The sequence below is a fragment of the Ruegeria sp. BHSC276 genome, assembly GCF_059612945.1.
In genome coordinates, this window is sequence record NZ_JBXWRP010000005.1 from 182721 (window position 1) to 196068 (window position 13348).

General features: G+C 64.6%; 17 protein-coding genes. 12 read left to right on the plus strand and 5 right to left on the minus strand.

Annotation, left to right across the window (positions count from 1 at the left end; translation table 11 throughout):
• Positions 1-4 precede the first annotated feature (4 nt).
• From AC2FMD_RS09970 to AC2FMD_RS09990, 5 genes are all read left to right on the plus strand, one after another.
• Positions 5-457 (plus strand): DUF6173 family protein, encoded by a 453-nt coding sequence (locus AC2FMD_RS09970; protein ID WP_496741520.1) that lies wholly within the window; start codon positions 5-7, stop codon positions 455-457.
• Positions 458-521: 64 nt separating this feature from the next.
• Positions 522-2360, plus strand: a complete 1839-nt coding sequence (locus AC2FMD_RS09975; protein ID WP_496741522.1) for a glycerophosphodiester phosphodiesterase family protein — start codon at positions 522-524, stop codon at positions 2358-2360.
• The gene (locus tag AC2FMD_RS09980; protein WP_496741524.1) at positions 2347-2931 is read left to right on the plus strand and encodes a hypothetical protein; all 585 of its coding nucleotides are present in this window, start codon (positions 2347-2349) and stop codon (positions 2929-2931) included. The genes AC2FMD_RS09975 and AC2FMD_RS09980 overlap by 14 nt, the downstream gene beginning before the upstream one ends.
• Positions 2932-2999: 68 nt before the next feature.
• The gene (locus AC2FMD_RS09985) at positions 3000-3134 is read left to right on the plus strand and encodes an aa3-type cytochrome c oxidase subunit IV (protein ID WP_496683040.1); all 135 of its coding nucleotides are present in this window, start codon (positions 3000-3002) and stop codon (positions 3132-3134) included.
• Between the two features lie 16 nt (positions 3135-3150).
• Positions 3151-3783 (plus strand): hypothetical protein, encoded by a 633-nt coding sequence (locus AC2FMD_RS09990; RefSeq protein ID WP_496687967.1) that lies wholly within the window; start codon positions 3151-3153, stop codon positions 3781-3783.
• Here AC2FMD_RS09990 and AC2FMD_RS09995 read toward each other — a convergent pair.
• Both AC2FMD_RS09995 and AC2FMD_RS10000 read right to left on the minus strand, forming a co-directional pair.
• The gene (locus tag AC2FMD_RS09995) at positions 3772-4104 is read right to left on the minus strand and encodes an AzlD domain-containing protein (protein WP_496683035.1); all 333 of its coding nucleotides are present in this window, start codon (positions 4102-4104) and stop codon (positions 3772-3774) included. The two genes, AC2FMD_RS09990 and AC2FMD_RS09995, sit on opposite strands and share 12 nt — an antisense overlap.
• The gene (locus AC2FMD_RS10000) at positions 4101-4817 is read right to left on the minus strand and encodes an AzlC family ABC transporter permease (protein WP_496741526.1); all 717 of its coding nucleotides are present in this window, start codon (positions 4815-4817) and stop codon (positions 4101-4103) included. The genes AC2FMD_RS09995 and AC2FMD_RS10000 overlap by 4 nt, the downstream gene beginning before the upstream one ends.
• On the opposite strand from AC2FMD_RS10000, the gene AC2FMD_RS10005 reads away from it, so the two are divergent.
• The 5 genes from AC2FMD_RS10005 (at position 4816) to AC2FMD_RS10025 (ending at position 8704) form a co-directional block, all read left to right on the plus strand.
• Positions 4816-5760 (plus strand): formate dehydrogenase accessory sulfurtransferase FdhD, encoded by a 945-nt coding sequence (locus tag AC2FMD_RS10005; protein WP_496741528.1) that lies wholly within the window; start codon positions 4816-4818, stop codon positions 5758-5760. The genes AC2FMD_RS10000 and AC2FMD_RS10005 overlap by 2 nt on opposite strands.
• The gene (gene mobA, locus AC2FMD_RS10010; protein WP_496741530.1) at positions 5750-6406 is read left to right on the plus strand and encodes a molybdenum cofactor guanylyltransferase MobA; all 657 of its coding nucleotides are present in this window, start codon (positions 5750-5752) and stop codon (positions 6404-6406) included. The genes AC2FMD_RS10005 and mobA overlap by 11 nt, the downstream gene beginning before the upstream one ends.
• Positions 6403-6912 carry a molybdopterin-guanine dinucleotide biosynthesis protein B gene (mobB, locus tag AC2FMD_RS10015; protein ID WP_496741532.1) on the plus strand — a complete coding sequence of 170 codons (510 nt, stop codon included), beginning with the start codon at positions 6403-6405 and terminating at the stop codon, positions 6910-6912. The genes mobA and mobB overlap by 4 nt, the downstream gene beginning before the upstream one ends.
• Positions 6913-6932: 20 nt before the next feature.
• A complete protein-coding gene (locus AC2FMD_RS10020; RefSeq protein ID WP_496741534.1) occupies positions 6933-8192 on the plus strand; it encodes a molybdopterin-binding protein in 1260 nt (419 codons plus the stop codon).
• A 113-nt stretch (positions 8193-8305) separates the two neighbouring features.
• Positions 8306-8704 carry a GNAT family N-acetyltransferase gene (locus AC2FMD_RS10025; protein ID WP_496794972.1) on the plus strand — a complete coding sequence of 133 codons (399 nt, stop codon included), beginning with the start codon at positions 8306-8308 and terminating at the stop codon, positions 8702-8704.
• 89 nt (positions 8705-8793) lie between these two features.
• Here the strand turns inward: AC2FMD_RS10025 and AC2FMD_RS10030 are convergent, their stop codons facing one another.
• The 3 genes from AC2FMD_RS10030 to AC2FMD_RS10040 all read right to left on the minus strand — a co-directional run bounded on the left by AC2FMD_RS10030 (position 8794) and on the right by AC2FMD_RS10040 (position 10888).
• Positions 8794-9786 carry a hypothetical protein gene (locus tag AC2FMD_RS10030; RefSeq protein ID WP_496741538.1) on the minus strand — a complete coding sequence of 331 codons (993 nt, stop codon included), beginning with the start codon at positions 9784-9786 and terminating at the stop codon, positions 8794-8796.
• A 12-nt stretch (positions 9787-9798) separates the two neighbouring features.
• Positions 9799-10269, minus strand: coding sequence for a transcription elongation factor GreA (gene greA / locus AC2FMD_RS10035; protein ID WP_496683017.1), 471 nt, complete (start codon positions 10267-10269; stop codon positions 9799-9801).
• A gap of 238 nt (positions 10270-10507) precedes the next feature.
• Positions 10508-10888 carry a VOC family protein gene (locus AC2FMD_RS10040; protein ID WP_496683014.1) on the minus strand — a complete coding sequence of 127 codons (381 nt, stop codon included), beginning with the start codon at positions 10886-10888 and terminating at the stop codon, positions 10508-10510.
• A gap of 90 nt (positions 10889-10978) precedes the next feature.
• On the opposite strand from AC2FMD_RS10040, the gene soxR reads away from it, so the two are divergent.
• On the plus strand, positions 10979-11434 hold the full coding sequence (gene soxR / locus AC2FMD_RS10045; RefSeq protein WP_496683011.1) for a redox-sensitive transcriptional activator SoxR: 456 nt from the start codon (positions 10979-10981) through the stop codon (positions 11432-11434).
• A 136-nt stretch (positions 11435-11570) separates the two neighbouring features.
• Positions 11571-13217, plus strand: a complete 1647-nt coding sequence (locus AC2FMD_RS10050) for an electron transfer flavoprotein-ubiquinone oxidoreductase (protein ID WP_496687996.1) — start codon at positions 11571-11573, stop codon at positions 13215-13217.
• The last annotated feature ends 131 nt before the right edge of the window (positions 13218-13348 follow it).

Below are 13348 nucleotides of genomic sequence, written 5' to 3' on the forward strand. Positions count from 1 at the left end.
GACGATGCAGGACAAGATCGAAACCTCGGCCGAGGCCGCCGAAGCGGCGGCTCTACCCCGGTTTTATGAGGTGCATGCCGACCCGGACAGCACGTCGGGCACCAAGGATCTGCCCGAACCCCTGCGCCAGCCGGTCGACAGCAAAAGCCCCGCCCAGTGGGCGTATGAGCGGCTGATCCTGTACATCCAGAATTTCGAAGAAACGCTGGATGCCGATCACGAGGTCGCCATGGGCTTTACCGGCGGTGACGCCGGTGTGATGCGGATCGAGGGGATGGGATATTTCGACCCCGACGTGATCACTTTCTACGGCTCGGACGGTTCGGGCGCACGCACCCAGCTGGTGCAGCATGTCAGCCAGCTGAACGTCATGCTGCGCGCCCTGCCCAAAACGGTCGAGGACAAGCCCGCCACCCGCATCGGCTTCCGCCTGGCGGCCAAGCTAGAGGAAGGCTGAGCGTCACGCTTGCAATTCGCATCTGCGCGGCCTTGAATGAATTCAGCATTCGAAGGGGGCCGGCGTGTCACATTTCTCAACCGTAACAGAAGCCTATCGCGGGGCGTGGGCCCGGCGCCGGACCTTTGTCCCCATCTATCTGGCGGTGCGGCTGCTGCTGATCGCGCTGATCGCACCCGGTGTCGCTTTCACCGTGAACCTGGCGGTGATGATGTCCGATCAAACAGCGCTGACCGATCAGGACATCGCGATGTTCATCCTGTCGCCGGTTGGTTTCGTGGCGGCGGTGGTCATTCTGGGCCTGTTCCTGCTGGCCGAGGTGTTCGTCTTTTCGGTCATGGCCGGATCGCTCAGGATCGGCGACAGTGACCCATGGCGGGCGGGCGGGTCGGCCTTGCGGCTGATCCTGTCGCGCCTGCCGTCGCTGTTTTCCTTCGCGGTGCGCTTCATTCTGCGCGTTCTTGTCCTGGCGGTGCCCTTCGTGGCGGTCGCGGGCCTGATCGCGTGGTGGACGCTGACCGAATACGACATCAACTATTACTTGACCTTCCACCCGCCCGCTTTCCGGGTAGCCGTCGCGCTGATCGGACTCGTGGTGCTGGCGTTGGCTTGGGTGCTGATCCGCCGCCTGTCGGCGTGGGCGCTGGCCCTGCATCTGGTGTTGTTCGAGGGCGTTGCCCCTTCAGGGGCCTTTGCCGAAAGCGCCCGGCGAATGGAGGGCAAGCGCGGCCGGTTGAAGATCGACCTGGCGCTGTGGCTGGTCGTACGTTTGGCGATCGCCGCGCTGATTGCCGCCGTGGCCAGCCTGTTGTTCCACCTTGTACCTCTCGAACAGGGCACGAACCTGCGGTTTGCCCTGACGCTCAGCCTGCTGGTGGCCGGGCTGTGGTCTCTGGCCGGATTGGTGCTGGCGGCGGTGGCGCTGGGCGCGCTGGCGGTTCTGCTGGATGCGTTTTTTGAACCGCGGGCGGCAGAGCTTCCTCATCCCGAAGCCGGAAACCTGCGTGCCCCGGTTTTGGTGACCGTCACCGCCGCCGTCGCCGCCCTGCTGGCCGGTATCTGGTTCAGCCAGGACGTGCTGGACCGGGTATCGGCGCCCGATCATGCCGACGTGATCGGCCACCGGGGCGCGGCGGCGCTGCGGCCGGAAAACACGATGGCCTCGGTCCTGAAGGCTATCGAAGACGGGGCCGACTGGGTCGAGATCGACGTACAGGAAAGCGCCGACGGCGAGGTGATCGTGGCCCATGACAGCGACTTCATGAAGCTGGGCGGGGTCAATCTGAAGGTCTGGGATGCTACGATAGAGGATGTGGCGCAGATCGACATCGGCAGTTGGTTCGGGCCTGAATATGCCGATCAGCGCACTCCGACCCTGCGCGAGGTTCTTCAAGCTGCGAATGGTAAATCCAAGGTCATCATCGAACTGAAATACTATGGCCATGACGTGGACCTGGAAAACCGCGTGGCCGCCATCGTCGAAGAATTTGGGATGGAGCAGGACATCGCCACCATGTCGCTCAAATACCCGGCGGTGCAGAAGATGAAGGCGCTGCGCCCGGACTGGCGCGCCGGCGTTCTGGCCGCCACGGCGGTGGGCGATCTGACCGGGCTGGAGGGCGATTTCGTCGCGGTGAATGCCGGGATGGTCACGCCCGGGCTGATCCGCTCGGTCCATGATGCAGGCAAGGATATCTATGTTTGGACGGTGAATGACCCGCTGCAGATGTCGTCGATGGCCTCGATGGGAGTCGATGGTCTGATCACCGACCGCCCTGCCATGGCGCGTGAGGTGCTGCGTGTCCGCGCCGAAATGGAACCTGGCGAGCGGCTGCTGCTGTGGTTGGCCACGACCTTTGGCCTGTCGGTCGATACCGAGGCGATGCGCGATGAAAGCCCGTAAGCTGTGGCCGCTTCTGGCCTGCCTAGCTCTGCCCGTTGCCGCGCAAGACGTGATCCGCAGTGTGGAACTGCCGGCGCACCGGGCCTTGATCTCTCAATCGGTGGGTCATTCGCTGACGCCGTTCGAAAGCGACGGCTGTTCGGGCGGTATGTCGGCCAGCTGGCGATTGGTCGCGGACACTTTTCCCAGCTTCGCCGCGGTCTACGAGGCACACCCGCCGTGGGAATCCTGCTGCGTGACACATGACCGTGCCTATCACGATGCGGGCGGGGCGGTGACGCCCGAGGCCAGCTATGACGCGCGCCTCGCCGCCGACCGGGCCTTGCGCCAATGCGTCAAGGATTTCGGGGCCGCTCAGGCCCAAGACTATGCCGCCCGCTATGACATGACGCCCCAACAGGTGATTTCGGCCATGTCGATCACGGCCGAGGCGATGTATATGGCGGTGCGTTTCGGCGGCGGGCCCTGCACCGGACTGCCGTGGCGCTGGGGGTTTGGCTACCCGGACTGTTCGATATTTGCCGGAGAACCGCCGGGGCAGGATCAAGATGGTCTAACTGCGCGCGATTGACGTCGTGACACGGCCGAAAATATCATTTATCCAATCGGGCAAACACGCGAATTGGGATTCTTGGACACATGGCTGACTACAAGCACGGCGAGATGGACATCACCGAACAGAGCAAAACTTTCAACGGTTTCGTCAAGTTCACCACCTGGTCGGTGGCGGTGATCTTCTTCGTTCTTCTGTTCCTCGCGATCTTCGCGGCCTGATCCAGAAAAGATCGGCATGTTGCGGATTCTGATCGCCTCCCTGCTGGCGGTTGCGGTGGCGGGCTGTACTGGCTCGCAACGCCCTCAGGCCGATCCGGCCGAGATCGTGGCGCGGTCGTACCGCGATCCGGGTCCGCCGACCTTGACCCTGTACACGATGATCAACACGCGCACGGGGGCCGGAGCGCACACGTCGCTGATGATCAGCGCCAGCGAGCGGGTGATCTTCGACCCGGCCGGGTCATTCCGTGCCGATGTGGTGCCGATCAAGGATGACGTTCTTTATGGCATCACCCCCGCGGTCGAGCGCGCCTATCGCAGTTCGCACGCGCGTGAGACGCATTATGCGCGCATCCAGACCATCCAGGTGACGCCCCAGCAGGCCGAGATCGCCTATCAAGTGGCCAAACAGTTGGGTCCGGTTCCGGGGGCCTACTGCGCCCACTCGGCCGCGCGGCTGCTGCAGCAGGTGCCGGGGTTCGAACAGATCAAGACCACTTTCTATCCGGTCAAGCTGTCCGATCAGTTCGGACAGATTCCCGGGGTCGTCACGACGGAATACCGGGAAAATGACAGCGCCGATCTGCAGGCCGGGTTGGCCGCGAACAATGCGCTGCTCAACCAGCTTGAGACGGCCTCAGCCCAGTAGGTAGAGCATCCCGTACAGCGTGCCGGCCCCGGCAAAGATCGCGGCCAACACGTTTCGGGTGATCAGGCCCACGCTCAGCGCGACCACCGCGGCCGACATTCGGGGCAGGTCGGGCTGGCCACCCGTTGCGGTCGGCCAGACCACCAGCGGCGCAATCAGCGCCGGCAGAATTGCCGCCGCGGTATAGCGCAGATGCCGCAGCAGCCAAGGCGGCATCGGCCGGTCTCCGATCAGGCCGATGAAGACGAAACGCAAGCCGTAGCTGCCGATTGCCAGCCCGAGGATGATGGTCCAGATGGTGATCGGATCGGGCGCGCTCATGGCAGGGCCTTTCTACGTTCCAGCATCACCTCGGCCTGCGCCCCGGCCACCATGCCCGCGCACCCTGCGATCAGCAGGCCCAGATTGTACGGCACCCCTGCGCACAGTAGCGACACGATGATGGCCACCAGCGCGGCGACCACATGAGCCGGGGTGCGCATCATCGGGCCGATCATCGCCAGAAAGGTGATCGGCAGAGCGAAATCCAACGCCCAGCTTTCGGGAATTCGCGTGCCCAGAACCGCGCCCAGATAGGTGGCCAGTATCCAAAGCGGCGTGATCGGCGTGACCGAGCCGACGAAATACGCCATGCGCTGGGCGACGGTCATGCCGGGTTCCTTCTCGAACTGCACGATCGAGCAGGCATAGGACTGGTCCACCGTCAGATAGGCGGCGAAGGCGCGTTGCCACAGCGGCGCCGCACCCAGATAGGGCGTCAGCGAGGCCGAGTACATCGCCATCCGCAGATTCACCGCCAGGGCCGAGATCAGGATGATCGCGGTGGGTGTTCCGTCCTGCAGCAGTTGCAGGGCGGCGAATTGCGCGGCGCCGGCGAACACGGTCGAGGTAAAGGCCATGGTCTGCACGATGTTCAGCCCGGCCTCGGTCGCGAAGACGCCGAACAGAGTGCCGAAGGGCACCGCCACGAAGACGAACGGGGTCCCGTCGCGAAAACCCTGCCAATAGTATGACTTGGATGTGGAGGTTGCCATGGCTAGATCCTATGGTGGTCTGCGCAGCAGTAGCGGGTCAGAGAGAGGGTTGCAATTGGCCACTGAAGTCGATCTGTCGGAATACATCATCGCCCCCGATCCGGGCGCGGCGCGGTTGACCCGCGCGGTCGAGGGGGTGGACCAGAATGGCGAGGTCAGCCGCATCTCGGTTGTCGAAGAGCGCCCGCTGACGATCTTCCTCAATTCGCAAGAGATCGTGACCGCAATGACCATCGGCGATTACCCCGAATATCTGGCTCTTGGATTTTTGCGCAACCAGGGCATGTTGCGCCCCGATGACGAGATCACGCGCGTCGATTACGATGACGATCTGGAAACCGTGGTGGTGCGCACCGCCCGCGAAACCTCGTACGAGGACAAGCTGAAGAAAAAGACCCGCACCAGCGGCTGCGCGGTGGGCACGGTGTTCGGCGACATGATGGAGGGGCTGGAAGGCGTGCGCCTGCCGCAGGTTCAGGTGCGCACCTCGTGGCTGTATGATCTGGCGGCCAAGATCAACCGCACGCCATCGCTGTACCTGCAGGCCGGGGCGATCCACGGCACGGTTCTGTGTCGCGAGAGTCGCCCGCTGGTCTATATGGAGGACGTGGGCCGCCACAACGCGGTGGACAAGATCGCCGGCTGGATGCTGTCCGAAGGCGAGGCGGCCGGCGACAAGATCCTGTACACCACCGGGCGGCTGACCTCGGAGATGGTGATCAAGACGGCGATGATGGGCATCCCGGTTCTGGCCTCGCGATCGGGCTTTACGGCCTGGGGCGTCGAAATCGCGCGCGAGGTCGGCCTGACCCTGATCGGCCGGATGCGCGGCCAGCGCTTTGTGTGCCTGTCGGGCGAGGACCGGCTGCTGCGCGACGCGGACCCGGCCAGCGTGCCGGTCGAGGACCCGAAGCACCGAAGGAAAAGTGCCAATGGGAGTTGAAGCATCACGCCCCCTCGGCGTCATACTGGCGGGGGGTCTGGCCACGCGGATGGGCGGCGGCGACAAGGGGTTGTTGCAACTGGGTGGGCAAAGCTTGTTGGCGCATGTGACCGACCGGCTGGTGCCGCAGGTGGCCGGGCTGGCGCTGAACGCCAATGGCGATCCGGCACGCTTTGCTGATCTTGGCCTGCCGGTCCTGCCGGACAGCATCGCGGGTTACGCTGGTCCCTTGGCGGGTGTGCTGGCCGGGTTGGATTGGGCGGCGGGGCAGGGCGCTGATTGTATCGTCACCGCTGCCGCCGACACGCCGTTCTTCCCGCGCGATCTGGTCGACCGGCTAGTGCTGGCGGCGCAGGGGCAGGCTCATCCGCTGGTTCTGGCCACCACGCCGCGCACCGGTGACGAGGCGCTGAAATCCGGCGGTGGCCGCCGGGTCAACCGGCACCCGACCTTTGGCCTGTGGCCCGTGGCTCTGCGCGACGACCTGCGCGCGGCCCTGACGGACGGGTTGCGCAAGGTGGTTCTGTGGACCGACCGCCATGACGGGCGCGAGGCGCTGTTTTCGGCCGATCCTTTCGATCCGTTCTTCAACGTCAACACGCCACAAGATCTGATCCGGGCGCAGCAACTGTTGGAGCGGGCATGAAGGTCTATGGCGTTACCGGCTGGAAGAATGCGGGCAAGACCGGATTGATGGAGCGGCTAGTGGCTGAGATCACCGGACGCGGGTTCAGTGTCTCGACCGTCAAACACGCTCACCACGCGGTTGACGTGGACCAGCCGGGCACCGACAGCCACCGTCACCGAACCGCCGGGGCGTCCGAGGTCCTGCTGGCATCCAGCCGCCGCATCGCCTTGATGCAAGAGCTGCGCGGCGCGCCCGAGCCGCCGTTGGACGACCTTCTGGCGCGTCTGTCCCCGGTCGATCTGGTGTTGGTCGAGGGTTACAAGCGCGCGCGCCACCCCAAGGTCGAGGCCTTTCGCGCCCAGCCCAGAAACCCGCTGATCGCCGCCGACGATCCGACGATCCGCGCGGTGGCCAGCGACACGCCGCTGGATCTGGACCGTCCGGTCTTCGATCTGAACGACACGCCGGCCATTGCCGATTTCATCCTGACCGAGGTCGGCTTGGGGCCGCGGCCCAGCCCCTGACCATGCCCGAGGACCGGATCATGCCGAAGATTGCGCCTCCACCGCTGAAAAACGACTGTTTCGCCCTGCCGCCGGGGGTCGAATGGACCCCGGTCGATGACGCGCTGGCCCTGTTGCGCGACCGGTTGCACCCGGTGGCCAGTGTCGAGACCCTGCCCGTTGGTCAAGCCTGCGGGCGCGTTCTAGCGCAGGACGTGATCGCACAACGGTCGAATCCGCCGCTGCCCAACACGGCGGTGGACGGGTACGGCTTTGCCGGTGGTCGGCCCGAGGGCCCGAATGTCTTGCTGCTGACCGAGGGGCGCGCGGCGGCGGGTGTGCCTTTCGCGGGGATTGTGCCGGCGGGTCAGGCGCTGCGCGTTCTGACCGGCGCACCGCTGCCCGAGGGGGTGGACACCGTCATTCTCGAAGAAGATGTGGCCGTGCAGGACGGCCACATCGCCTTCAATGGGCCTTTGAAGGCCGGTGCCAACACGCGCAAGGCGGGCGAAGACGTGCAGGCCGGCGCCTTGGCTCTGCCGGCCGGGCGACGCCTGACACCCGCCGATCTGGCGCTGCTGTCGGCGGTGGGCGTGGCCGAGGTCCCGGTCCGCACCCCCTTGCGCGTGGGGGTTATGTCCACCGGCGATGAATTGCGTGATCCGGGCCAGGCCGCGGGGCCGGGTCAGATCTATGATGCGAACCGCCCGATGCTGTTGGCGATGCTGCAACGGATGGGCTTTGTGCCGGTCGATGTGGGCCGCGTGGGTGACGACCGGACCGTGCTGCGAGACCGGCTGGACCAGGCCGCGCAACAGACTGACGCGATCCTGACCAGCGGCGGCGCTTCGGCGGGGGACGAGGATCATGTCTCGGCCCTGTTGCGGGCGACGGGAGCCTTGCAGGAATGGCGCATCGCGCTGAAGCCGGGCCGCCCGCTGGCGTTGGGCCTGTGGCAGGGCACGCCGGTGTTCGGCCTGCCGGGCAATCCGGTGGCGGCGATGATCTGCACTTTGATCTTTGCCCGGCCCGCGCTGGGCCTGATGGCGGGCGAGGGTTGGCAGCAGCCGCAGGGCTTTGACTTGCCCGCCGCGTTCGCCAAGCGCAAGAAACCGGGCCGCCGTGAGTACCTGCGCGCCCGGGTCCGCGACGGTCGGGTCGAGGTGTTCCACTCGGAAGGGTCGGGTCGCATCAGCGGGCTCAGCTGGGCCGAAGGGCTGGTCGAACTGCCGGACGGCCCGCTGGACATCCAGCCCGGAGACCCGGTTCGCTTCATACCCTATGGCAGTTTCGGCCTGTGACGGTTTCGGTCTCTCGCGGGTTTTCCCCCGATGCGCCCGCGCGGGCGGCTGAGCGGTTCTGGCAGGCGTTTTTGGGCAAACTGTCGCGCGTCATGAGGCCGGACGCGCGCGGCATGGCCTTTTTTCGAACGGGCGCTGAACCCCGATTTCGCTCTGGTGGCGCGGGATGCGGATGGTCGGATGCCGGGGTTGGCGGGGTAAAAGACCCGCGACGGCGGGCTGACGCAGGGCGGGCTGGGGGCGGGCCGGCGGATCTGGCCCGGGTCTATGGCTGGTTCGGCGCCGTATGGCGCGGCCTGATCCTGAGCGTTCTGGAGCGCGACCTGAAGCCGGGCGTGTTCCAGTTGGATGGCATACGCGTAGCGACCGAGGCGCGCGGGCAGGGTGTCGGGACCCTATTACTGCGGGCGATCAAGGACGAGGCACAGGGGCTGGGCATGCACGAGGTGCAACTGGACGTGATCGACACCAACCCGCGCGCGCGTATCCTGTACGAGCGCGAAGGGTTTTAGGCGATCGGGCAGGACCGTACCGGCCCGTTCAAACACCGGTTCGGCTTCAGTTCGGCCACGAAAATGCGGTGGGTGGTACCGGACGGTGGCTAGTCGAAGGTCCCGGCCACCCGGCCCAGCAGCATGAAGGCGCGCGCCGTGCGCGTGTCGCCCAAAGCGGTCAGGTCGGCGTCGCTGGCCTGAGGTTCGAACTCGACGATCATGGTGTCGAAGCGGCGCAGGAAGTGATGCACCGCATCGCGAAAGATCGGGTCCTGCTTCATCCGCGCCGAGGTCAGCGCCAGGCACGACCGGTCGCGGATACCGCCCAACGCAGCGACCGAACGTCCTCGTTCGCCCTTGGCGAACTGCCGCCAGACCTCGGGGCGGGCCATGTCGGGGTGCAGGTCGTCCATGTAGATGCCTTCCTGGCTGAGCAGGGTCAGCACGTCCTCGGCGGCCTGCACCAGTTGCGCGGTCTTGCGGTCTTTCATGGCGCGGCGCAGGGCGTTGAAGCCTTCGGTGTCCTCGGCGGTTTCGGGAAAGTTCAGCGCCCGGATGAAAATGTCGGTGGGCAGAGGAGTCGCTAACTCTTCGGCCGGGGTGCCCAGTTCCAACGAGGTCTGGCCCGAGGGCGCAGCAGGTCTTGCCTGCGGCGCAAGATCCCGCCGCTTGCTGGAGAACGTGGCCAGCGTGCTTTGGGTGTGCCGGGCAGCCGCAGCGATTTCATCCAGTTTCCGGGCCACCGCGGGTTCGTAGGTGCTGGCCGACCGCTGTTGCTGCGATACGTACGCCTGGCGGATCGCGTCGATCGCGGTCTGCAGCCGGGCGCTTTCTTCGCGCATGATGCGGCTCGCGCGCATGGCCAGCGCCCCTACCCAGATCATCGCCACCGGCATGAACACCGCCAGCAGCATCACGATGAAACTGCCGGCCTGCGTCTGCTCGGGCAGCACCAGAAAGACCACGGCCACCACCAGCCAGATCAGGCTGAGGGCCGCGGCCGCAATCTCGATCCCGGTGACGCTGGGTCGGCCCGGACGGTCATAGATGCCCAGCCAGGTGGGCCGTTTGCTGTCCGGATCAGGGTCTTGGCCCGACATGGCGCGCTCCGATCAGGCGTAGTGGATGCTCAGCACTTCGTAAGAGCGCACGCCGCCGGGGGTGCGCACTTCGACGCTGTCGCCTTCTTCCTTGCCGATCAGGGCACGGGCGATGGGCGATTTGATGTTCAGCAGGCCCTTTTCGATATTGGCCTCGTGCTCTCCCACGATCTGCCAGGTCTTTTCCTCGTCGGTGTCCTCGTCCACCAGCGTGACCTTGGCACCGAACTTGATCGCGCCCGACAGTTTGGTCGGATCGATCACGTCCGCCAGCGACAGAACGCCTTCCAGTTCCTTGATGCGGCCTTCGATGAAGCCCTGTTTTTCGCGGGCCGAGTGGTATTCTGCGTTTTCCTTCAGGTCGCCCAGTTCGCGCGCCGAGGCGATGGCCTCGATGATCGCGGGGCGTTCAACGGACTTGAGTTGCTTGAGCTCTGCCTCGAGCGCGGCAAAGCCCGCGGGCGTCATGGGGATCTTTTCCATATCTTCTTTTTTCCACGCACAAATTGAGTCGCCCCGCCGCATGAGACCAGCGTCGGGGCGAAAGATGGGTTGGCAATTACCTGACCCAAATATGGCGTGAAATGCAAGAGGCCAAGGGGTTTGGCCCCTGCAATCCGCAACTTAACGCCGTCGGGGTGGTGGGGGTTTCCGATTGTGCCGATGCCCCAGCAGATCACCGCGTTTCCAACGATGCGCCTCGGCGCCGAACCAGAGCATCTCAATCATATTGAACGACCTCGAATTCAATGCCGTTGTCGTCGTCGAAATAGAACCGGCGACCGGGTTCATAGTCGGCGTGGTTGTGCGGCTCGAAGCCCGCGGCGCGGACCTTGGCTTCGGTTGCGTCGATGTCCTCGACCAGCACGCCCACATGGTTCAGCCCGCCGATGGTGTCATAGCTGCTTTCGCCCGACGGTTTCGGGTCGGCCGGGGCGTAAAGCGCCAGATAGGTATGCGCGCTGCCCACATGCACGGTATAGCCGCCCGCGATCGCCGGGCCCTCCCAGCGGGTCTTCCATCCGAATACGTCCTGCATCCAGGCGGCGGTCGCCTGCGGGTTGCGGACGGTGAAGTTCGTGTGTTCCAGCGTCGCCATCATGGGGTCTCCTTTTCATGTTCAGGCTTGTTTCGACTCACCGTAATTCCTAAACCTAACTTTAGCTCAAGAGATTTTTTTCGGGAGGAGATCATGCCCGCATCCGAGGGCCTTTCCATCGGCGCGCTGGCTCGCCGCACGGGGTTGGCGGTATCCGCCATCCGCTATTACGAGGCGCAGGGGCTGATTTCCCCGTGGCGCAATCCGGGCGGTCAGCGGAGGTACCAGCGCGCCGACATCCGTCGGCTGAGTTTCGTGATGATCGCCCAGCAGTTCGGCCTGACCCTGCCTGAAATCCGCGAGGTTCTGGCCGGGCTGCCCGACAACCGCACGCCTACACCTGCGGATTGGAAAAAGATCAGCCTTGGCCTGCGCGCGCATCTGGATCAGCGAATCGACACCCTGCTGCGTCTGCGTGACAATCTGGACGGCTGCATCGGCTGCGGCTGCCTGAGCCTGCCGAAGTGCGCGCTCTACAACCCCGACGACCGGGCAAAAACCTATGGTAGCGGTCCCAGGTACCTGATGGGTGACGCGCCCGAGGGCTGATCTGCCGCATTGCAGCAATGTTACGCCGTGTTTTGATTGACCAAGGTCTTTTCCAGCAGGTAATCAGCCGGGAAACAAAATTTCGCCGAGCCCGCGCCCCAGGCGCCAATTCGGATAGTTAGCGGAGGAGCCCACGATGGCCGAAATTGAACGCGAAGCGATGGAATACGACGTGGTGATCGTGGGCGCAGGCCCCGCGGGCCTGTCTGCGGCCATTCGTCTGAAACAGCTGGACGCCGACCTAAACGTGGTCGTGCTGGAAAAGGGCTCGGAAGTGGGCGCGCATATCCTGTCGGGCGCGGTGCTGGACCCGTGCGGCCTGGATGCGCTGATCCCCGACTGGAAGGAAAAGGGTGCGCCGCTGAACGTGCCTGTGCGCGAAGACAATTTCTATATGTTGGGCGAGGCCGGCCAGCTGCGCATCCCGAACTGGCCGATGCCGCCGCTGATGAACAATCACGGCAACTACATCGTCTCGATGGGCAATGTCTGCCGATGGATGGCCGAACAGGCCGAGGCGCTGGGCGTCGAGATTTTCCCCGGCATGGCCTGTTCAGAACTGGTCTATGGCGACAATGGCGAGGTCAAGGGTGTCGTGGCCGGCGTGTTCGGGCTGGAGCCTGACGGATCATATGGCCCCAACACCGAACCGGGGATGGAACTGCACGGCAAATACGTCTTCCTGTCGGAAGGGGTGCGCGGGTCGCTGTCCAAGGAAGTGATCGCCAAATATGACCTGCAGGCCGGGAAAGAGCCGCAGAAATACGGCATCGGCATGAAAGAGATCTGGGAGATCGACCCCGCCAAGCACAAGGAAGGCAGCGTCACCCACACGATGGGCTGGCCGCTGGGCGGCAATGCCGGGGGCGGGTCGTTCATCTATCACCTGGAAAACAACCAGGTCTATGTGGGCTTCGTGGTGCACCTGAACTACAAGAACCCGCACCTGTTTCCCTACATGGAATTCCAGCGGTTCAAGCATCACCCGATGGTGGCCGACCTGCTGAAAGGCGGCAAGCGCGTGGCTTATGGCGCCCGCGCGATCACCGAGGGCGGGTACCAGTCGATGCCGAAGCTGGTGGCGCCGGGCGTGGCTCTGCTGGGCTGTTCGGCGGGCATGGTCAACGTGCCGCGGATCAAGGGCAACCACAACGCGATGCTGTCGGGCAAGGCAGCCGCCGAGGCCGCGTTCGAGGCTATCAAGGCCGGCCGCGGCGGCGACGAGTTGACCGATTACGAGACCGAAGTGCGCAACGGTGCCATCGGCGCCGATCTGAAAAAGGTCCGCAACGTCAAGCCGATGTGGTCGAAATGGGGCCTGACCGCCTCGCTGGCTCTGGGTGGTCTGGACATGTGGACCAACACACTGGGCTTTTCGCTGTTCGGCACGCTAGGTCACGGCAAGACCGATGCCGAAGCCACCGAAGAAGCCAGCAAGCATCAGCCCATCGACTATCCGAAACCCGACGGCACCCTGTCCTTCGACCGGCTGACCAATGTGGCGTTTTCCTTCACCAACCACGAGGAAAGCCAGCCCTGCCACCTCAAGCTGGCCGACCCCCAGATCCCGGTGAAAGTGAACCTGCCGAAATATGACGAACCCGCTCAGCGGTACTGCCCGGCGGGCGTCTACGAGATCGTGCGCGACGAGGATCAGCCGCGTTTCGTGATCAACTTCCAGAACTGCGTGCACTGCAAGACCTGCGACATCAAGGATCCCAGCCAGAACATCAACTGGACCACGCCGCAGGGTGGGGACGGTCCGAACTATCCCAACATGTAGGCAGGAAACGGGGCAATGGCACAGCCGTGACCGCTGGGCCATTGCCTCTGGTCGGCCAAGGCCCTAGCTTGTGCTGCAGGTACAGGCAGACAAGGCAGGTTCTTGGTGGTTTCTCTGGTGCATCGTGCGGC